This is a genomic window from Streptomyces daghestanicus, assembly GCF_020521275.1.
Lineage (GTDB): Bacteria > Actinomycetota > Actinomycetes > Streptomycetales > Streptomycetaceae > Streptomyces > Streptomyces griseoviridis.
Window position 1 is genome coordinate 959,059 of record NZ_BNDX01000016.1, and the last position, 19,179, is coordinate 978,237.

15 protein-coding genes and 1 riboswitch are annotated in these 19,179 nt (G+C 75.3%); of the genes, 6 read left to right on the plus strand and 9 right to left on the minus strand.

Annotated elements, in window-relative coordinates; translation table 11 throughout:
• Positions 1-14 precede the first annotated feature (14 nt).
• Positions 15-3,554 (minus strand): ALF repeat-containing protein, encoded by a 3,540-nt coding sequence (locus tag Sdagh_RS30990; protein ID WP_190077638.1) that lies wholly within the window; start codon positions 3,552-3,554, stop codon positions 15-17.
• 478 nt (positions 3,555-4,032) lie between these two features.
• Here Sdagh_RS30990 and Sdagh_RS30995 point away from each other — a divergent pair, with 478 nt between their 5' ends.
• Both Sdagh_RS30995 and Sdagh_RS31000 read left to right on the plus strand, forming a co-directional pair.
• On the plus strand, positions 4,033-4,476 hold the full coding sequence (locus tag Sdagh_RS30995) for a hypothetical protein (protein WP_226535985.1): 444 nt from the start codon (positions 4,033-4,035) through the stop codon (positions 4,474-4,476).
• A 48-nt stretch (positions 4,477-4,524) separates the two neighbouring features.
• Entirely contained in the window at positions 4,525-6,702 is a 2,178-nt protein-coding gene (locus Sdagh_RS31000) for a trypsin-like serine protease (protein ID WP_190077639.1), read from the plus strand.
• 72 nt (positions 6,703-6,774) lie between these two features.
• On the opposite strand, the gene nadE is transcribed toward Sdagh_RS31000, so the two are convergent.
• Both nadE and Sdagh_RS31010 read right to left on the minus strand, forming a co-directional pair.
• Positions 6,775-7,614, minus strand: coding sequence for an NAD(+) synthase (gene nadE, locus Sdagh_RS31005; protein WP_189413158.1), 840 nt, complete (start codon positions 7,612-7,614; stop codon positions 6,775-6,777).
• A gap of 124 nt (positions 7,615-7,738) precedes the next feature.
• Positions 7,739-8,212 (minus strand): hypothetical protein, encoded by a 474-nt coding sequence (locus Sdagh_RS31010; protein WP_189413160.1) that lies wholly within the window; start codon positions 8,210-8,212, stop codon positions 7,739-7,741.
• A gap of 86 nt (positions 8,213-8,298) precedes the next feature.
• Here Sdagh_RS31010 and Sdagh_RS31015 point away from each other — a divergent pair, with 86 nt between their 5' ends.
• Entirely contained in the window at positions 8,299-9,276 is a 978-nt protein-coding gene (locus Sdagh_RS31015) for a MerR family transcriptional regulator (RefSeq protein ID WP_190077640.1), read from the plus strand.
• Here Sdagh_RS31015 and Sdagh_RS31020 read toward each other — a convergent pair.
• The 6 genes from Sdagh_RS31020 to Sdagh_RS31045 all read right to left on the minus strand — a co-directional run bounded on the left by Sdagh_RS31020 (position 9,191) and on the right by Sdagh_RS31045 (position 15,586).
• On the minus strand, positions 9,191-10,027 hold the full coding sequence (locus Sdagh_RS31020) for an ECF transporter S component (RefSeq protein ID WP_190077641.1): 837 nt from the start codon (positions 10,025-10,027) through the stop codon (positions 9,191-9,193). The genes Sdagh_RS31015 and Sdagh_RS31020 overlap by 86 nt on opposite strands.
• A complete protein-coding gene (locus tag Sdagh_RS31025) occupies positions 10,024-11,694 on the minus strand; it encodes an ABC transporter ATP-binding protein (protein WP_190008024.1) in 1,671 nt (556 codons plus the stop codon). Before Sdagh_RS31025 ends, Sdagh_RS31020 begins: the two co-directional genes overlap by 4 nt.
• A complete protein-coding gene (locus Sdagh_RS31030; protein WP_226535988.1) occupies positions 11,691-12,785 on the minus strand; it encodes a CbiQ family ECF transporter T component in 1,095 nt (364 codons plus the stop codon). Before Sdagh_RS31030 ends, Sdagh_RS31025 begins: the two co-directional genes overlap by 4 nt.
• Positions 12,775-13,416, minus strand: coding sequence for an SCO2322 family protein (locus tag Sdagh_RS31035; protein ID WP_226535990.1), 642 nt, complete (start codon positions 13,414-13,416; stop codon positions 12,775-12,777). Before Sdagh_RS31035 ends, Sdagh_RS31030 begins: the two co-directional genes overlap by 11 nt.
• Positions 13,413-14,636, minus strand: a complete 1,224-nt coding sequence (locus Sdagh_RS31040) for an SCO2321 family membrane protein (protein ID WP_190077643.1) — start codon at positions 14,634-14,636, stop codon at positions 13,413-13,415. The genes Sdagh_RS31035 and Sdagh_RS31040 overlap by 4 nt, the downstream gene beginning before the upstream one ends.
• 141 nt (positions 14,637-14,777) lie before the next feature.
• Positions 14,778-14,887: riboswitch (cobalamin riboswitch) on the minus strand.
• Complete coding sequence (locus Sdagh_RS31045) at positions 14,873-15,586, minus strand: TetR family transcriptional regulator (RefSeq protein WP_189413173.1); 714 nt, start codon at positions 15,584-15,586, stop codon at positions 14,873-14,875. (Overlaps the previous riboswitch by 15 nt.)
• A gap of 181 nt (positions 15,587-15,767) precedes the next feature.
• On the opposite strand from Sdagh_RS31045, the gene Sdagh_RS31050 reads away from it, so the two are divergent.
• From Sdagh_RS31050 to Sdagh_RS31060, 3 genes are read left to right on the plus strand one after another with little or no spacing between them, the layout of a single operon-like run.
• Positions 15,768-17,174: a glycosyltransferase family 4 protein gene (locus Sdagh_RS31050; protein ID WP_189413175.1), complete on the plus strand. Its 1,407-nt coding sequence runs from the start codon at positions 15,768-15,770 to the stop codon at positions 17,172-17,174.
• The gene (locus Sdagh_RS31055) at positions 17,168-17,902 is read left to right on the plus strand and encodes a class I SAM-dependent methyltransferase (protein WP_189413177.1); all 735 of its coding nucleotides are present in this window, start codon (positions 17,168-17,170) and stop codon (positions 17,900-17,902) included. The genes Sdagh_RS31050 and Sdagh_RS31055 overlap by 7 nt, the downstream gene beginning before the upstream one ends.
• A complete protein-coding gene (locus Sdagh_RS31060) occupies positions 17,899-18,975 on the plus strand; it encodes a prenyltransferase (protein ID WP_189413179.1) in 1,077 nt (358 codons plus the stop codon). Before Sdagh_RS31055 ends, Sdagh_RS31060 begins: the two co-directional genes overlap by 4 nt.
• The last annotated feature ends 204 nt before the right edge of the window (positions 18,976-19,179 follow it).

Sequence of the window (19,179 nt, forward strand, 5' to 3'; positions counted from 1 at the left end):
TCGCTCAGTGTCCTTCAGAAGCCGAAGTCGATGACGTCGTTGTACTGCCAGCGATCCTTGTACTCCGCGATCGTCTCACCCCCCTTGCCGGTCCACGCGTCATAGACCCGGCCGTTCAGCACGACCACGGTGTGCGAGCCCCAGAACGTGTCCTGACCCCGGTACTGGGGCAGGGAGTTGAAGCCACCCATGGGGGTGATGGTGACGATGTCGCCGCCGCCCAGGCTGTCCCGGATCTGCTTGGCGCACACCTCGCACCCCGAGCTTCCGGGGATGGACGACGGATTGCGCGGCAGTCCCGGGACGCTGTGCACCCCACAGGCGTCGTCCGCCGACGCCGACATCGTCGTCAGTGACGCCTTGCTCAGGATCCGGCAGCCCTTGCGCAGCAGCTTCAGGCCGTCGTACGTCTTCTCCAGGGCCTTGAGCTTGGCGCCGACCAGGGCGTCCACGGCGAGGCTGCCGCAGTGTTCGAGGTCCCGGTCGCGCATGCAGGCTTCCAGCTCGGTGAGGCCGGTCAGCTCGGCGGTGATCTTGGCGATCCGCTCGACGCCGGCGCCGATCTCCTTGCCGTTCTCCAGGATCTGGCAGTCGATCGGGTTGTGCTGGCACCAGCGGATGTAGTCCTGCGGGTCGCAGGGGACGAACGCCTGCTGGCAGCGGTAGATCTCGGCGGCCCGCCGCCCCGCCTCGTTGCGCTCCTTCTCCGCGACGGCGGCCTTCCGCTTGGCCTCGGCCTCCTCGCGGTACTTGCGCACCGTCGTCTCGAACGCCTCGGTGGCCGCCTTGAGCGCCGCCGCGGCCGACGCGCCCGCCGCCAGTTCCGACTGCCGGGCCTGGTCGGCGTAGTACCACGCGGTGGACGCCGACGCCTGCGCCAGCTCCGAGGAGAGCGTGGCGTCCGACGCCGAGCGGGCCGCGTCCTCGGCGGCGATGTTCGCCCGGTTCGCGGCGGACCGCGCGGTCGCCGCGGACTCGGCCGCCGCCGCGGCGGACGCCTCGGCGCTCCTGGCGTACCCGGCCGCCTTGTCCGCCTGGGTCTGCGCCTCGGCCGCCGAGGCCGCCGCCTTGTCCGCCCACTGCTGCGCCTCGGCGGCGGCCTTGCGGGCGAGGGCCGCCGTCTTCTGCGCGGTCGCCGCGTTCGCCTGGGCGGTCGCCGCGATCTTCGCCGCGTCCGCGATCAGCTTCTGCACCTGGGCGACGTGCGTGGCGGTCAGCTCGTCCTTGCGCTGCGCCGTGTACTGGCCGGCCACGATGAAGCTGTGCAGGGTCTCCGGCGCGCCCTCCAGGGCGATCCGCGCCGCCGACCGGACCTCCGGGGTGCCGGAGTCGACCAGCTGGGCGGCCCGCACCCGCTCGTCCTCGGTCCGTGCCTCGTTCTGCGTCCTGGTGATGAACGCGCTGTACTTCTTGGGATCGTTCGTGGCGAGGGCGGCCCGGCCGGCCTCCGCGAGCACCGGACCCGCAGTGTCGATGATCTTCGCGATCTCGACCCGCATCGGCTCCGCGGCGACCGCGTACTGCCCGTCGGCCACGAACGCGGCGACGGTGGCCGCGTCCCCGTCGAGGGCGGTCTCCGCCGCCGCCCGCATGGCCGGGTCGGCGCTCTCCTCGGCGAGGCGCTCCACGTAGGAGCGCTGGTCCTGCCGTTCGGCTTCGGCCCAGCCGTTGACGAGGTAGTCGAGGACCACGTCGTCGTCGCCGGCCAGGGCCGCCTCGGCCGCCGCGCGGCCCCACGCGGTGCCCTGCGACATCTCCCGCACGGCCAGGTCGCGGCCCCGCGCGGCGAGCGCGGCGCGGTCGGCGCCCGGCTCGGCGAGCGCCGCGACCAGCGCGTCCCGCTCGGCGTCCCGGTCCTCGTCCGCCCGGGTCAGTTCCTCCTGCCCGGCCTCCCGGGCCTCGGCCGCGGCCTTCTGGTCGCGGGCCAGCTCGACACCGGCGTTGGTCCGGCCGAGGAGCTCCTCGGCCTCCACCTCGCGGGCCAGCGTGTAGACCTTCTGGGCCTTGACCACCGCGTCCGTAGCGGCGTTCGCGGCATCGGTCGCCGCGTTGGCGTGGGCCGTGGACTTCGCGGCGGCCGTGGCGGCCTCCCCGGCGTGCTCGGCCGCCTCCTTGGCCGCGGTGGCCGCGTTGCGGGCGTGCGTGGCCGCCGACTTGGCGGCGTCCCGCGCCTCCCGGGCCGCGCTCGCCGCCTTGCGGGCCAGCGATTCGGCCGCGGCGGCGGCACGGTTGGCCTCGGCCGCGTGCCGCCTGGTGGCCGCGGCGGCGGCGCGTGCCTGGGCGGCGGCGGCACTGGACTGGCCCGCGTAGTTGCCGGCCTCGATGGCCGAGGCCGCGGCCAGGTCGGCATTGGCGCCGGCGCTCGACGCCGAGGCCGCCGCGGCACCCGCCGCGTCCGCCGCGACCGCCGCCTGGTCGGCCGCGTCGGCGGCCTTCTCGGCCCCGTCGGCGGCGGCGTTGGCGTTCTCCGCGGCCTGCCGGGCGGCGTCCGCGTTCGAGGCGTCCACCGCCGCGTTCGCCGCGGCGTTGCGGGCCCGGGAGGCCGCCTGCGCGGCACCGGCCGCGGCGGAGGCCGCCTGGGCCGCCGCGTTCGCCGCGATCCGCGCGGAGTTGTTCGCCGCGCGGGCGGCGTCGATGGCCCGCTGCGCGGCCGTGGCCGCCTGGGCCGCCGCCGTCGCGGCCCGCTTGGCGGCGCCGGCCGCCCGCTGGGTGTCGTCCTTGGCGGCCTCGGCCTCGGCGGCGGCCCGCTGCGCGGCCTCCTTGGCCAGCTTCGACGCCTCCACGGCCTTCGCGGACTCCGCCTGGGCCGCCTTGGTCTCGGCGGCGGCCTGCCGCCCGGCCTCCTTCGCCCGCGCCGCCAGTTCGGCGACGGTGGCGTGTTCCTCGTCCTTGTTCCGCGCCACGAACTGGCCGACTTCGAGGAACTCGCGTATCTCGTCGGCGCCGCCGCCGAGCGCGATCCGCCCGGCGGCCCGCACATTGGGGCCGCCCACGCTGATGATCTGGGTGAGCCGGACCCGGTCGTCCTGCTCCTGGGCGGTGTACTGGCCCTCTTCGAGGAACTTCGCGACCGCGTCCGGCCCGGCGTCCAGCGCGGCGCGGCCGGCGTCCCGCACGACCGGGTCGCCCGCGTCGACGATCTGGGCCACCCGCACCCGGTTGTCCTGCTGGGCGGGGGCCTCCCAGCCCCAGCTCAGGAAGATCTCCAGGTCCTCCTGGGTGCCGGACAGCGCGGTACGGGCCGCGGCCACCAGCTCCGAACCGCCGACGCTCGCGATCTGGGCCGCGCTCACCCGTTCGTCCTGGAGCAGCAGCTCCTCGGCGACGGCCAGGAACTCCTGTACATCGGCGTCGCTTCCGGTCAGCGCCGCCTCGGCCGCCGCCTTGACGCCGGGGCCGCCGGCGTTCCAGTAGTCCAGGACCCGGCCCCGGTCCGTCACGGCGGCTTCGGCGAGGGCGGAGACGGCCTGGGCGCCCGTACTCGCGCTCCGCGCCTCCCGGGCCACGGCGGGAGCGGCGCCCACGACCCCGCTGACCATGGTCAGCGAAAGCAATGCGGGAATCAGGGCCCGGGACCAGAGGGGCCCACTCGTGGAACATCTTCGATTCACGTGTTTTCAGCTTTCTGTCTTTGTCGGCAGAAAAATAGATCACCTTCGCCCGGGTGATCCGCGAACACCATAACCATCGTGATCGGAGGAGCCGCAGGGGTCCAGCGATTTCCCGACGGCTGACGAACCGGGGAGATAGCCGCAAATAAAGCGCCGGATAGGTGCACCGCCGATCAATCGGCGCTTACGTGAAGTCCAAGGACAAATCGGGAGACTTGGCGTCATCGAGCGAAGTGATCCATTGACGGAGGGTGAGGCTGTGGCTAAGTTGTGGATCTCTTTGCATGATTCGGTGACCAACGGGGGGCGGCTTTCGTCAGTGAATTGCCGCACCTGAAAGGAGGGTGCGGTGTTTTCCCGCGCTCGCGTTCTCGCAATATCCGGCTTCATCGCTCTTTCCGCGACGGCCGTCGGAATTCCGATGGCCGTCGCCGATGACTCCTCGGAGGCCGCAGCGGCGGCCGACATCCCGCCCTACGCGGTGGAGGATTTCCAGTACCCCGGTGCCGCGGCCATCCTGGAGAAGGAGGGCATCGAGCTGAAGAAGGGCGACGGGCACATCGTGCTGGCCGCCTGTGACGGCTCGGCCGACCAGATCCGGGTCCTGACGGTCGCGGAGTCCGCCGCCAACCGCAAGGGCGAGTACTGCTTCAACGCCACGGCCAAGACCGGCTACCTGACGCTGGAGTTGCCGCGGGTCTTCGCCCTGGAGACCGGTGACCACCCGATCAGCGCCGACCTGACGGCGGAGGGCACGACGACCACGACCACCGTGAAGGTCGCCGCGGGCGGCTTCGAGCCCGTCGGTGAGGGCACCGTGGGCGGCGCCCGCTCCGTGCTCGTCGAGATCCGCGTCACCGGCTGATCCGGCCGAACCCAGCACCGAGAACGGAAGAACGTGACCCTTTCGCTTATGCCTGTCCGTAGATCCGCGGGCGCGGTTCTGGTGGCCGCCACCGCCACCGCGGCGGCGCTCGTCGCCGTACCCGCCCACGCCGTCGCGGGCGCCACCGTCCCGTCCGGTTCCTACGCCTTCACCGCCAAGGTGTCCCTCGGCGCGGGGGAGAACGCCCGCGCGTGCAGCGGCGCCCTCGTGGCGCCGGACTGGATCCTCACCGCGGCGAGCTGTTTCGCCGCCGCCCCCGCCACGTCTCCCGCGGTCGCCGCGGGCAAGCCCCCGGTGAAGACCACCGCCACGGTCGCCGGGAAGGCCAGCCCCGTGGTGCAGCTCGTGCCGCGCGCCGGCCGCGACCTGGTACTGGCCCGGCTGTCCCGGCCGGTCACCACGGTCACGCCGGTCGCCGTCGCCACCACCGCCCCGGCCGTCGACGACCAGCTGGTGGCGACCGGCTGGGGCCGCACCGCCACCGAGTGGGTGCCCACGGCCGCGCACACCGCCGGTTTCGTCGTCAACGCGGTGGGCGCCGACGACCTCACCGTCACCGGCGCGGACGGCGCCCTGTGCAAGGGCGACACCGGCGGTCCGCTTTTGCGCGCCGCGGGCGGCACCACCCAGCTGGTCGGCGTCAACAGCCGTTCCTGGCAGGGTGGTTGCCTGGGCGAGACGGAGACCAGGAAGGGCGCGGTCGCCGCCCGCGCGGACGACCTGTCCGGCTGGGTCGCCGAGACCGTGGCCAAGGTGCCGGTGACCGACTTCAACTGCGACGGCGTCGAGGACATCGCCGTGGCCGACCCGGCGGCGTCCGTCGGCGGCGACGCGGGCGCGGGCCTGGTGCGGGTCGTCTACGGCGGCGGCAAGGGCACCGCCGAGATCACCCAGGACCTGGACTGGGTGTCCGGCGGCTCCGAGGCGAGCGACCAGTTCGGCCTGGCACTGGCCACGGTCGACTACGACGAGGACGGCTGCACCGACCTCGCCGTCGGCACCCCCGGCGAGGACCTGGACACCGCGACCGACGCGGGCATGGCCGACCTCCTGCACGGCGCCCCCGGCGGCCTCGGCACCGGCACCGTGAAGGACACCCACTACGAGCAGGGCGCCGGCAACGGCTCGCTGGCGGCCTCCGCGAGCGAGACCGGCGACCGCATGGGCGCCTCCCTGGCCGCCTCCGTCACCAAGGCGGGCGAGCCGTTCCTGCTGATCGGCGCCCCCGGCGAGGGCGTCGACACGTCGGCCGGGGCGGGCATGGCCGTCTACGTCCACGGCTCCACCAACGTCGTCGTCCACCAGGACCGGCTCGGCGTGCCGGGCGCGGTGGAGGCCGGTGACGGCTTCGGCGGCGCGGTCGCGGCCGACGCCAACCACCTCGTGATCGCGGCGCCCGGCGAGGCCATCGGGGCCGACGCCGACGCGGGCAACCTGGCCGTGTTCGACCCGAACACCCTGGACGCCGAGAACCGTCCGACCGCGCTGTTCGGCCTCGACCAGGACCTGGACGCGGTCGGCGGCGGCGCGGAGGCCGGTGACCAGTTCGGCTACGCCCTGGCGCTGGTGCCCCACCGTCCCTCGACCGCCGCCTCGGCCACGGAGTCGATCCTGGCCGTCGGCTCGCCGGGTGAGACCCTCGCCGTCGACGGCGTCGACAAGGCCGAGACGGGCATGGTGCAGACGTTCCGGATCACCGCCACCGGCACCTACAGCCAGCTCGACACCTACGAGTCGGGCACCGCCGCCGACGACGTCTCCGGCACCTCCGAGGCCGGCGACCACTTCGGCCAGGCGCTGACGGCCGTGAACACCGCCCCGAAGGCGGTCAGCACCACCGCGACCCTGAAGCTGGCGGTCGGCATCCCCGACGAGGCGGTCGGCACCACCGCGAGCGCGGGCGCCATCCAGACCTTCTCGCTGCTGGGCACCCCCGGCGCGAACGACCGCTGGCTGGAGGCGGGCGACGGCGACGGCATCCCCGGCACCCCGGGCGCCAAGCAGTACCTCGGCTCGCGCATGCACTTCACCGCCACGGCCCTCTACGTCGGCATGCCGTACGGACCCACCCCCTACGGGGCCCTGCACGTCCTGCCGCTGTCCAACGTGACGGCCGGCGGCGCGGTCGGCGCGGTCACCACGTACCAGCCGGGCACCGGCGGCCTCCCGGCCGCGGGCAGCCGCTTCGGTTACGCGGCCCGCTGAACCACCCGCACACGAGGGGCGCCCGGGAGACTCCCGGGCGCCCCTCGCCGTACGGGCCCGTACCGTCGCCGGTCAGCTCCGCCACCAGTCGTCCAGCGGGGAGGCCGGGACGGTGCGCTTGTGGCGGGTGGCGCGGTAGACCGACTCGACCCTCGCGGCGACCTCGGGGGTGACCTCGCCGCCCTCCAGGTAGGTGTCGATCTCGGCGTACTTCAGGCCGAGCGCCTCCTCGTCGGGGAGGGCGGGCCGGTCGTCCTCCAGATCCGCCGTCGGCACCTTCTGCCAGGTGCTGGCGGGGGCGCCCAGCTCCTGGAGGAGGGCCGCGCCCTGCCTCTTGGTGAGGCCGGTGAGCGGGGTGAGGTCGACACCGCCGTCGCCGTACTTGGTGAAGAAGCCGGTGACCGCCTCGGCCGCGTGGTCGGTGCCGACGACGAGGAGGTTGAGCTGCCCGGCGACCGCGTACTGGATCACCATGCGCTCGCGGGCCTTGAGGTTGCCGCGCACGAAGTCCCGCAGCCGGTCGTCGCCGGTCAGGTCGCGCAGACCGGTGGCCGCCTCGTGGGCGACGGCGTCCGCGCCGGGCTTGACGTTGACCGTGACCGACCGGTCGGGCCGGATGAAGTCGAGGGCGACCCGGGCGTCGTCCTCGTCGGCCTGGACGCCGTAGGGCAGGCGTACGGCGACGAAGGTGGCGTCGTGCCCCTCGGCGCGCAGCTCCTCGGCGGCGAGCTGGCACAGCCGGCCGGCCAGGGTGCTGTCCTGGCCACCGCTGATGCCGAGCACGTACCCCTTGGCCGGGGTGGACCGCAGGTAGTCCTTGAGGAAGTCGACGCGGCCGCGGATCTCGTCGGCGGGGACGATGGCCGGCTTGACTCCGAGTTCGGTCACGATCTGCTCGCGTAGGTTCTGCATCAACGCACTGTATCCACCGGGCTCCGGGCGAAACGCGGCGATCACGGCCGTTCGCCGCGATCCGGCCGAGGAGCCCGGCGGAGACGGTACGGCGGGCCCGCCGGCCGGGCCGGCGGGCCCCCCGCTACGCCGGTTCCTGGTTGGACCACGCCGCCCAGTCGCAGAACGAGAGGCCGTCGTCGCCGATCAGGCAGATCCGGAACCAGTACGACCTGCCCTCGACGAGGTTGTGGCTGCCGCCGTCCGAGGCGCGCGCGACGGCCGGGACGCCGTCCGAGCCGTCGTCGCGCAGCGAGTAGAGCCGGTCGCCCCGCGTGGTGGAGTTGACGTACTCGTACACGTACCCGATGGCCGAGTGCCCGTCGTTCGCCTGCTGGTCGCTCACCGTGACGATGTCCCCGAGGGTGCGGAACTCCAGGCGTCCGCCGGGGTTGCCGTCGTCCGTCTCCATCGCGTGGGTGGTCAGGACACCGGCGTCGGCGGGGACGGGGGCGGTGCCGGCCTGGGCCTGCGCGGAGGTGGCGACCGCCAGCCCGAGAACGGCCGTTGACACGGCGAGGGCCTGTCGGATTCGCTTCTTCGCGGTGCTGCTGCTCATGCGAGGACCTCCTTGTCGGGTGGCGGTCTCGCCCGCCACCGGTTCATGGCCCGTACGTTAGGAACTCCCGCGCGCTGGAGAATCAAGTGACTGTGACGCACGACACATGGGCGATCGGGGAGCTGGCGGCGGCCACGGGACTGCCGGTGAAGACGGTCCGCTACTACTCCGACAGCGGGCTGCTGCCGGAGGCCGGACGCAGCGCGGGCGGTCACCGCCGGTACGGCGCGGACGCCCTCGAACGGCTGCGGCTGATCCGGCGGTTGCGCGCCCTGGACCTCCCGGTCGCCACGATCGCCCGGGTGGTGAACGGGGAGCTGCCCCTGGCCGACCTGGTGACGGGGGAACTGGACGCCGTGCAGGCGCGGCTGACCCGGCTGCGGTGGCAGCAGGCCACCCTGCGGGCGCTGGACGACTGCTCCGACACGGAGCGGCTGCGCCGCCTCGCCGTGCTGGCACGGGTGCAGCGACTCCCGGACGCCCACCTCGACCTGGTCCGCACCTGGGAGCGCATGCTGCCCGCGACGCTCCCGGCCGGCCTGGCCGCCGCGGTCGTCGGGCAGGCGGTTCCCGACCCGCCGCGCGACCCCACCGCCGAGACGGCACTCGCCTACGCGGAGCTGCACGCGCTCGCCGCGCACCCGGCCTTCCCGGAGTACTACGCCGCCGCCCACGCACGGGACCGGACGTCGCTGTACGCGGGCCTGCTCGACGCCTGCGAGCTGTCGCGGGCGGCACTGGACGAGGGACTGGCCCCCGGGCCGGGCCCGGCACTGGACGCGTTCGCGCGGGCCTGCGCGCGCGGCCGGGGCGAGCCGGACGGCCCCGGTTTCCGCGGCGCCCTGGCCGACGCCCTGCGCTGGACCGTGCCCCTCTTCGGCCGCTACTGGGGGCACTACGCCACCGTGACGGGCGCCGGCCGGCCCACGGAAGGCACGGCGCACGTCTGGTGCGTGCGGGCACTGCGGGCGACGGCGGTCAGCGGCGGTCCGGTCCGGGTACGGGACCGAAGGCCACCGGCGCCTCGAACGCCGCCCGGCGGGTGGCGCGGCGCAGGGCCTTGAGGACCGGGGCGCCGAGGGCCAGCGTGAGGACGACCGTCAGCACGGCCCGGCCGGTGTCCCAGCCGAGGGACGTGGCCAGGCAGTAGGCGAGGAAGCGGGTCAGGTTGCCCGCCGTACCGGCGTCCGGGTCGGGGGCGATGGCCGAGCCGTCGCGGTCCAGGAAGGGCCAGCCGGCCGCGTTCATCAGGGTGCCGTAGGCGAAGGCGGCCAGGAAGCCGTAGACCGCCAGCACCAGCAGTTCCGCCCGGCCGCGCAGCCGGTCGGGGAACGGCAGCAGACCGGCGCCCATGGTGAACCAGCCCATCGACAGCATCTGGAACGGCAGCCACGGCCCGACCCCGCCGGTGAGCAGCGCGGACGCGAACATCGTCAGCGAGCCCAGCACGAACCCGAACCCCGGCCCCAGCACCCGGCCGCTGAGCACCATGAGGAAGAACATCGGCTCCAGCCCGGCGGTGCCCGCGCCCAGCGGACGCAGCGCCGCCCCGGTCGCCGCCAGCACCCCGAGCATGGCGACCGCCTTCGGACCGAGCCCGGACTCCGCGATCGTCGCCGTCACCACCGCCAGCAGCAGCACCAGGACGCCCGCGAACAGCCAGGGCGCGTCCTGCGCGTGCGCGGTGACCGCCGTGCCGGGCAGCGCCACGAACGGCCAGCCGACCGCCGCCAGCCCCACCGCGCCGACCAGCACCAGCGCGGCCACCGACCGCGGGCCGAGCCGTACGGCGCGCACCCGCCGGGCGCCGCTCACGCGAGGGCCTCCCGTACCTGGGCGGGCGTCAGCCACCGCTGCGGCGCCAGCACCTTGGCGACCTGCGGGGCGAACGACGGGGAGGCGACCGCGACCTCGGTGGTGGGACCGTCCGCGATCACCTCGCCCTCGGCCAGCAGCACGACCCGGTGGGCGAGTTCGGCGGCGAGTTCCACGTCGTGCGTGGCCAGCACGATGGCGTGGCCCTCGGCGGCCAGCGCGCGCAACAGCCCGACCAGGCGGGACTTGGCGCCGTAGTCCAGGCCCCGGGTCGGCTCGTCCAGGAGGAGCAGCGGCGGGCGGGCGGTGAGGACCACCGCGAGGGCCAGGGTGAGGCGCTGGCCCTCGGACAGGTCACGGGGGTGGGCCGTGTCGCCGATGCCGGGCAGCAGCCCGGACAGCAGCGCCCGGCAGGTACCCGAAGCGGCCTCCGCGTCCCGGTCGGCGGCCCGGCACTCGGCGGCGACCGTGTCGGCGTACAGCAGGTCGCGCGGCTCCTGCGGGACCAGGCCGACGCGGCGCACCAGATCGCGCGGGGGCGTGCGGTGCGGCACGGCGCCGCCGGCGCGGACGGAGCCGGTGCTCGGTTCGACCAGCCCGACCAGCGCCTCCAGCAGTGTGGACTTCCCGGCGCCGTTGCGGCCCATCAGGGCGACCGTCTCCCCGGGGGAGACGGTGAGGTCGACGTGGCGCAGGGCGGGGACACGGCCCCGGCGGACGGCGAGGCCGCGCACCTCGGCGGCGTACGCCGGGGCCGCCGCGGGCGCGGACCGGCGGTGCCACCGGGAGCCGGGCGCCGGGCGCGGGGCAGGCACGGCGGCCGGAGGCGCGGGCGCCCCCGGCACCGGGAGCCCGGCCAGCCGCTCCCGCAGGGGGGCGGCCCGGCGCCGGGCGTCGCGGACCGTCAGCGGCAGCGGGGACCAGCCCGCCAGCCGGCCCAGCTCCACCACCGGCGGGAACACCGGGGAGACGGCCATCACCTCGGCCGGGGTGCCGAGCACCGGCGGCGCGCCCGGCGCGGGCAGCAGCACGATCCGGTCGGCGTACTGCACGACCCGTTCCAGGCGGTGCTCGGCCAGCAGGACGGTGGTGCCGAGGTCGTGGACGAGGCGCTGGAGCACCGCCAGGACCTCCTCGGCGGCGGCCGGGTCGAGCGCGGAGGTCGGCTCGTCCAGCACCAGCACCGACGGGTGGGCGGTGAGCACCGAGCCGATCGCGACGCGCTGCCGCTGGCCGCCGGAGAGGGTGGCGATCGGCCGGTCGCGCAAGGGCGCGAGGCCCAGCAGGTCGAGGGTCTCCTCCACCCGGCGGCGCATCACGGCCGGGGACAGGCCGAGGGACTCCATGCCGTAGGCGAGTTCGTCCTCCACGGTGTCCGTGACGAAGTGGGAGAGCGGGTCCTGGCCGACCGTGCCGACCACGTCGGCCAGTTCGCGCGGCTTGTGGGTGCGGGTGTCCCGCCCCGCGACCGTGACCCGGCCGCTCAGGGTGCCCCCGGTGAAGTGCGGGACCAGGCCGCCGACCGCGCCGAGGACGGTGGACTTGCCGACGCCGGACGGCCCGGCGAGAAGGACCAGCTCACCCTCGGGGACCTCGAAGTCCACACCGCGCACGGTGGGTCCGTCGGCACCGTCGTAGGTCACGGACACGTTCTCGAAGCGGATCACGACGGTTCCTCGGCGGGGTCTGGGGGCGGGGGAGCGGCGACGGCGGGCAGCAGGCCGAGCAGGCAGGCCGCCGCCGGCCACAGCGGCAGGACGGGCGGGGCCAGCGGCACCACCCCGGGGTGCAGCGCCGCCGGGTCCCGTACGGCGGCCAGCGCCACCAGTCCGGCCACCGCCGCGCCCGACCCGGCGACCAGCCACGCCCGTCCGTCCCAGCGGTCGGCCCGGTACCGGGTGCGCACCGCCCGCCGCCCGCCGAGCCGCAGCCCGCCCAGCGCGGCGGCCAGCCCGGCGCCCAGCAGCGGCAGCCCGTAGGTGCCGCCGGCCGCGGTCAGCAGCCCGTACGTCCCGGCGCAGACCCCGAGCAGTCCGCCCAGGGTGAGCGCGGCGGTGGTCCGGCGCACGGCGGCGGGCACCTCGGCGGTCCGGCCGTACCCCCGGGAGTCCATCGCGGCGGCCAGCCCCACCGACCGCTCCAGGGCGCCCTCCAGCACCGGCAGGCCGACGTGCAGCAGACCCCGTACGCCCCGGTCGGGCCGGCCGCGCAGCCGGCGGGCGGCGCGCAGCCGCCGGACGTCCGCGACGAGGTGCGGGGCGAAGGTGAGCGCGACGACGACGGCGACGCCCGCCTCGTACAGGGCGCCCGGCAGCGACTTCAGCAGCCGGGACGGGTTGGCGAGGGCGTTGGCGGCGCCGACGCAGATGAGCAGGGTGGCCAGCTTCAGCCCGTCGTACAGGGCGAAGACCAGCGCCTCGGCGGTGACCCGGCCGCCCAGCCGGATGCCCCGCGCCCAGTCGGGGAGCGGGACTTCGGGGAGGGTGACCAGGACGTGCGTGCCGGGGATCGGGGAGCCGAGGGCGACCGTGAAGAACAGCCGGACGGCCAGCACGGCGAGGGCCAGCTTGACGAAGGCGCCGTAGGACCGGGCCCAGGGGGCGTGCGTGCGGCGGGCCGTCACCACATAGGCGGAGACGGCCAGCAGCAGGGCGAGCAGCAGCGGGTTGGTGGTGCGGGTGGCGGCGGTCCCGAGCCCGATGGCCCACAGCCACCAGGCACCGGGGTGGAGCTGTCCGGCCGCGCCCTCACGCGCCACCGCGGCGCCGCCTCCCCTGCCACACCGCCGCCGCGCCGAGCGCCGCCACGGCGGCCAGCCCGGCGACGAGCCCGACCGAGGGGCCGCCCCGGTCGTCGCGGTCGCCGGCGGCCGGCGCCCGGTCGCCGGAGCCGTCCGCGACCTGCTCACCGCAGCCCGTCTCCGGGTAGCCGGATACGGCGCACAGCAGGGCGTTCGCGTCGTACCGCAGCGGCTTGGCGACGGCCGCGAGCGCCTCCGCCGTGGTCGCGTCCTCGGCGACGCGGGCGCAGGCCGTCCGCCGCGCCGGGGGCGTCTCGCCGGACGGGGCGTCGGCGGCGGTGCCGAAGTCCAGCACGAGCGCCACCCGTTTACGGCCGTCCCGCGCGGGCGTCCTCCCGCAGATGTCCGTGAACTCCGCGGTGCCGCGCGGCCGGGCCGCGTCCCCGGAGTCCTCGCTCACGGAGAACCGGAACCCCTGGACGTCGCCGTCGCCGGGACGCGCGGTGGACGGCCCCTGCGTGGCGTACGCCCACCGGTCGCCGTCCCGGTCCCAGAACGACCAGTACCGGTACCCGGCGGCCTGCGCCTGCCCCGCGCCGGCGGCCAGCAGCAGCGCGGCCAGCGCCAGGAGGGCGACCCGGCGGATCACGGCTGCCGCTTCCGGTTGCTGAGCAGGAAGCCGATGCCGACGCCGACGACCGCGAAGACGCCGACGTACCACCAGGTGCCGAAGGGGCTGTCGTCCTCCTTCTCCTCCTTCTCCTCCTTCTTCTCCTTGTCCTCGTCCTTCCTCTGGTCCGAGGCGGTGGCCCGCGGGGCCGGCCCGGTCGCGTTCAGGGCCGCCACCAGGTCGGTGCCGCCGAAGTCGGCCGGGTCGGCGCCCGCCGCGTGCGCGGCCAGGATCAGCTGGGCCCAGGCGGCGGGACCGCTCCGCTTCGCCCAGCCCGCGGCGTTCTTCTCCAGCCAGGCCAGCGGCTTCGCCGCCCGCTCCGCGCCGCCCTGCGCGGCCAGCGCCACCACGGCGTCGGCGGTGTTGCCGTGGTCCGGCTGGTCCTCGGCACCGGCGAGCGCGGACTTCAGGTACCCGTCCTCCGCGACGGCGCCGGCGAGGTAGGCGGCCCCGTTGGCCGCGGCCCGCCGCGGGTCGCCGTCCGCGCCGGCGCACGCGGCGGCGCCGTCCGCCGCCTCGCCGGGCCCGGTGACCAGGCCCTTGCCGAGCGCGCCGAGCACCCCGGCGGCGGTGGCGTCCGCGTTGGCGGTGAGCTTCTCGTCCTGGTCCGGCTGGAAGGCGAAGGCGCCGCCCCGCGCGCAGGGCAGGGCGAAGGAGAGGAGGGCGTCGTAGGGCGTCCTGCCGCCCTTGACGGCCTTCACGGGGTCCGTCCCCGCGGCGGCCAGCGCGCCGATGACGACGGAGGTGGAGTTGGCGTCGCTGGCGCCGCCGGGGGAGTAGCCCCAGCCGCCGTCCTCGTTCTGTACGGACCTCAGCCAGGCCAGGGCCGACCGCACGGCGGCGTCGTGGCCGCCCAGCGCGGTGAGGGCCTGGACGGCGGCGGCCGTGCTGTTGGTGTCGACGGGGGTCTTCGCGTCGCAGTCCCGGGCGGTGGAGGCGCGGTAGGGCGCGAACGCGCCGTCGTCGCACTGCTGCCCGGTGAGCCACTCCACGGCCGCCGGGGCCGGGTCGACACCCGTCGTGTCCTGCGCGAGCAGCGCGAGGGACTGGCGCCAGACGCCGTCGTACGTCGGGTCGGTGCTGCCGTACAGGCCCTGGGGGAGGGACGGTGACGGGTCGGCGGCGACCGCGGGCACGGCGGCGGCGCCGACCACGGCTGCGGCGGCGAGCGCCACGGCGCTGCGGCGGAGGGCGTTCATGAGCGGCGGGTGCCTTTCCCTGTGCGGGGCCGGGCGGCACGGGACACCCCGGGCGGCTCGGCCCCGTATGCCTCGACGGTGCCCGTGCGCCGGCCGGTGCCGGGCACGTGAGCCGGTCACGGTCCCGTCCGGGCGGTCCGGCTGCACCCCTGGTACGCGGCGGGGTTGTACGGTTGCGGGTCAGCGCCGGAATTGCACCGGCTTTCCCCGTACGGGCGTGATACGACCCGGCCACTTTACCCGTATGTATGACCGACGTCAGGAACGGGCGCCGGGGTGCGGCCAGGGCGGCCGGCGGGCGCGGCCGGCAGGTCGATGAGGCGGCACGCGGTCTCGATGTCGACCCGGACCTGGGCGATGCCGGCCCGCCCCGACAGCCAGGTGATCAGCGCCGAGTGCCAGGTGTGCTCGATGACCCGCACCGCCGCGAGCTGCCCCGGCGCCGGGTCGTCGACGCCCATCGCGTCCAGGATGATCGCCGTGGTCGTCCGCGAGACCCGGTCCACCTCCGCCGCGGCACCCCGGTCGGCGAAGATCAGCGCCCGGACCATCGCGTCGGCCAGGAACGGCTCGCGCCGCAGCGCGCCGAAGGCCCGCATCAGCGTCCGCGTCACCCGCTCCCCGGCCGTGGCGCCGCCCGGCGGGCGCCGGCCCAGGGTGCCGTGCAGCTCCGCCAGCTGGTCCTGCATCGTCGCCACCAGCAGGTGCACCTTGGACGGGAAGTAGCGGTACAGGGTGCCGAGCGCGACCTGCGAGACCTCGGCGACCTCCCGCATCTGCACGGCGTCGAAGCCGCCCCGCCCGGCCAGTTCGGCGCTGGCCCGCAGAATGCGGCGGCGGCGCTCCTCCTGACGCTCGGTCAGCGCGGGCGCGGCGGGACGGACCCGGGCGGCCGGGGCGGCCCCGCAGGTCCCGGCCGGGCTGGTCCCGGTCGTGCCGGTCCCGGTCATGCGGCTCACCCCGTCCACCCCCGCCCACCTCGGCCGCCGTGGCGTGAATCACCTGATCCACCGGTCACAGCGTCCTTACTTGCCGGTAGATTCGAAGCCTCTGAACGATCAAGACTGAAACTTGTTCTAGATTAGCGTCCGGCGTAGTCTCGCGGGACCAGGCAGGCAGAAGGGGACCGGAGTGACCGCTGAGGCCCGTCGGACGGAACCCCGCCAGGATCGGCCCGCCGGCGCCGGCACGGACGAACGCCCCCTGCGCATCGCACTCCTCACCTACAAGGGCAACCCGTTCTGCGGCGGCCAGGGCGTCTACGTCCGCCACCTCTCCCGCGAACTGGCCCGCCTCGGCCACCGCGTCGAGGTCATCGGCGCCCAGCCGTACCCCGTGCTCGACCCGGGCCTGCCGGACCTCCGCCTCACCGAGCTGCCCAGCCTCGACCTCTACCGCCAGCCCGACCCCTTCCGCACCCCGAAGCGCGACGAGTACCGGGACTGGGTGGACGCCCTGGAGGTCGCCACCATGTGGACCGGCGGTTTCCCCGAACCGCTGACGTTCTCGCTGCGCGCCCGCCGCCATCTGCGCGCCCGCCGCGGCGACTTCGACGTCGTCCACGACAACCAGACCCTCGGCTACGGCCTGCTGGGCGACCTCGGCGCCCCGCTCGTCACCACCGTCCACCACCCCATCACGGTGGACCGGCGGCTGGAGCTGGACGCCGCCGAGACCTGGCAGCGGCGGTACTCCGTGCGCCGCTGGTACGCCTTCACCCGCATGCAGAAGCGCGTCGCCCGCCGCCTGCCCTCCGTGCTCACCGTCTCCGGCACCTCCCGGCAGGAGATCGTCGACCACCTCGGCGTCCGCCCCGACCGCGTGCACGTCGTGCACATCGGCGCCGACACCGACCTGTTCTCGCCCGATCCCTCGGTCCCCAAGGTGCCCGGCCGGATCGTCACCACCTCCAGCGCGGACGTCCCGCTCAAGGGCCTGGTCTTCCTCATCGAGGCGCTCGCCAAGACCCGCACCGAGCACCCGGACGCCCACCTCGTCGTCGTCGGCAAGCGCCCCGCCGAGGGCCCCGTCGCCCAGGCCATGGAGCGCTACGGCCTCGCCGGCGCCGTCGAGTTCGTCAAGGGCATCTCCGACGCCGAACTCGTCGACCTGGTCCGCTCGGCCGAGGTCGCCTGCGTGCCCTCGCTCTACGAGGGGTTCTCGCTGCCCGCCGCCGAGGCGATGGCCACCGGCACGCCGCTGCTCGCCACGACCGGCGGGGCCATCCCCGAGGTCGCCGGCCCCGACGGCGAGACCTGCCTCGCGGTACGGCCCGGCGACGCGGGCGCGCTGGCCGCCGGACTCGGCCGGCTGCTGGGCGACCCGGACCTGCGCGCCCGGCTCGGCGCGGCCGGCCGCCGCCGCGTCCTCGACCGCTTCACCTGGGCGCGCGCCGCCCAGGGCACGGTGGCCCGGTACCGCGAGGCCATCGCCGCGGCCCCCGCCGCCGGTACCGTCCGCCGCCCGGCGCTCCCGACCCCCGGCACCCCCGGCCGCCCGGCGGCCCCGGAAGAACACGAAAGCAGGACCACGTGCTGACCGTCGACTTCTCCCGGTTCCCGCTCGCCCCGGGCGACCGCGTCCTGGACCTCGGCTGCGGCGCCGGCCGGCACGCCTTCGAGTGCTACCGGCGCGGCGCGCGGGTCGTCGCCCTGGACCAGAACGGCGACGAGATCCGCGAGGTCGCCAAGTGGTTCGCCGCTATGAAGGAGGCCGGGGAGGCCCCCGAGGGCGCCACCGCCACCGCCATGGAGGGCGACGCGCTGGCCCTGCCCTTCCCCGACGAGTCCTTCGACGTCGTCATCATCTCCGAGGTGATGGAGCACATCCCCGACGACAAGGGCGTGCTCGCCGAGATGGTCCGGGTACTCAAGCCCGGCGGCCGGATAGCGATCACCGTGCCGCGCTACGGACCCGAGAAGGTCTGCTGGACCCTCTCCGACGCCTACCACGAGGTCGAGGGCGGCCACATCCGCATCTACAAGGCGGACGAACTCCTCGCCAGGATCCGCGAGGCCGGCCTCAGGCCGTACGGCACCCACCACGCGCACGCGCTGCACTCGCCGTACTGGTGGCTCAAGTGCGCGTTCGGCGTCGACAACGACGAGGCGCTGCCGGTGAAGGCGTACCACAAGCTGCTGGTCTGGGACATCATGAAGAAGCCCCTGGCGACCCGGGTCGCCGAGCAGGCGCTGAACCCGCTGATCGGCAAGAGCTTCGTGGCGTACGCGACCAAGCCGCACCTGCCGCCGGTGGGCGCCGCGTGACCACGCCCCGGACGGAACACCTGATCCTGCCCGGGGTCCTCACCGCCGACGAGGCCGCCGCGACCGTCCGCGGCATCCTCGCCGTCCAGCGCGAGGACGGCGCGATCCCCTGGTTCCGCGGCCACCACCTCGACCCCTGGGACCACACCGAGGCGGCGATGGCCCTCGACGCGGCCGGCGAACACGAAGCCGCCGCCCGCGCCTACGCCTGGCTCGCCCGGCACCAGAACGGCGACGGCTCCTGGTACGCCGCGTACGCCGACGGCGACGCCGCCGACGTCACCGACCGGGGCCGGGAGACCAACTTCGTCGCCTACGTCGCCGTCGGCGTCTGGCACCACTACCTCTCCACCGGCGACGACGCCTTCCTGGACCGCATGTGGCCGGTCGTCCACGCCGCCGTCGAGTTCGTGCTGCGGCTCCAGCGGCCCGGCGGGCAGATCGGCTGGCGCCGCGACGACGACGGTACGGACGCCACCGACGCGCTGCTGACCGGCAGTTGCTCCGTCCATCACGCGCTGCGCTGCGCGCTCGCCGTGGCCGAGCTGCGCGAGGAGCCGCAGCCCGACTGGGAACTGGCTGCCGGTGCGCTCCGGCACGCGATCCGCCGCCACCCCGAGCGGTTCCTCGACAAGGACCGCTACTCCATGGACTGGTACTACCCCGTCCTCGGCACCGCGCTGAGCGGCCCGGAGGCCAAGGCCCGCATCGAGGCCGGCTGGGACCGGTTCGTCGTCCCCGGCCTCGGCGTGCGCTGCGTCGTGCCGAACCCGTGGGTCACCGGTGGCGAGTCGGCCGAACTCGCCCTCGCCCTCTGGGCGATCGGCGAGTCCGACCGCGCCCTGACCGTCCTGCAGTCCATCCAGCACCTGCGGGACGCCGGCAGCGGCCTCTACTGGACCGGGTACGTCTTCGAGGACGACGCGATCTGGCCCAGGGAGCTGACCACCTGGACGGCCGGCTCCCTGCTCCTCGCCGTCGCCGCCCTCGGCGGCCACGAGGCCACCTGCCGGGTCTTCGGCGGCGACCACCTGCCCCGCGGCCTGGAGCCGGCCACCGGCTGCTGCGCCTGACCGGCGGCCACCGGCGCCGGCGGCCGAGGGTGATGACAGCCGCCGGGGATGCCCCGGCCCCCGGGCCCCCTGGTCACGCGACCGGTCGGTGTGCGGCGGGGGAACGGCGCGGTCCAGTGCCTGTCGTTTTGATCAGGTCGCGGGGAATCGGCTGTGCCTTCCCCGCGCCGGTGAGCCCCGCGTCTGCGGCGTGATCCGAACGAC

Bases quoted from the DNA above. Each gene is read 5' to 3' on its own strand.
- Sdagh_RS30995 (WP_226535985.1), top strand. From the start codon at position 4,033: ATGGCCGTCGCCGATGACTCCTCGGAGGCCGCAGCGGCGGCCGACATC.
- Sdagh_RS31000 (WP_190077639.1), top strand. From the start codon at position 4,525: ATGCCTGTCCGTAGATCCGCGGGCGCGGTTCTGGTGGCCGCCACCGCC.
- nadE (WP_189413158.1), bottom strand. From the start codon at position 7,614: ATGCAGAACCTACGCGAGCAGATCGTGACCGAACTCGGAGTCAAGCCG.
- Sdagh_RS31010 (WP_189413160.1), bottom strand. From the start codon at position 8,212: ATGAGCAGCAGCACCGCGAAGAAGCGAATCCGACAGGCCCTCGCCGTG.
- Sdagh_RS31040 (WP_190077643.1), bottom strand. From the start codon at position 14,636: ATGAACGCCCTCCGCCGCAGCGCCGTGGCGCTCGCCGCCGCAGCCGTG.
- Sdagh_RS31045 (WP_189413173.1), bottom strand. From the start codon at position 15,586: ATGACCGGGACCGGCACGACCGGGACCAGCCCGGCCGGGACCTGCGGG.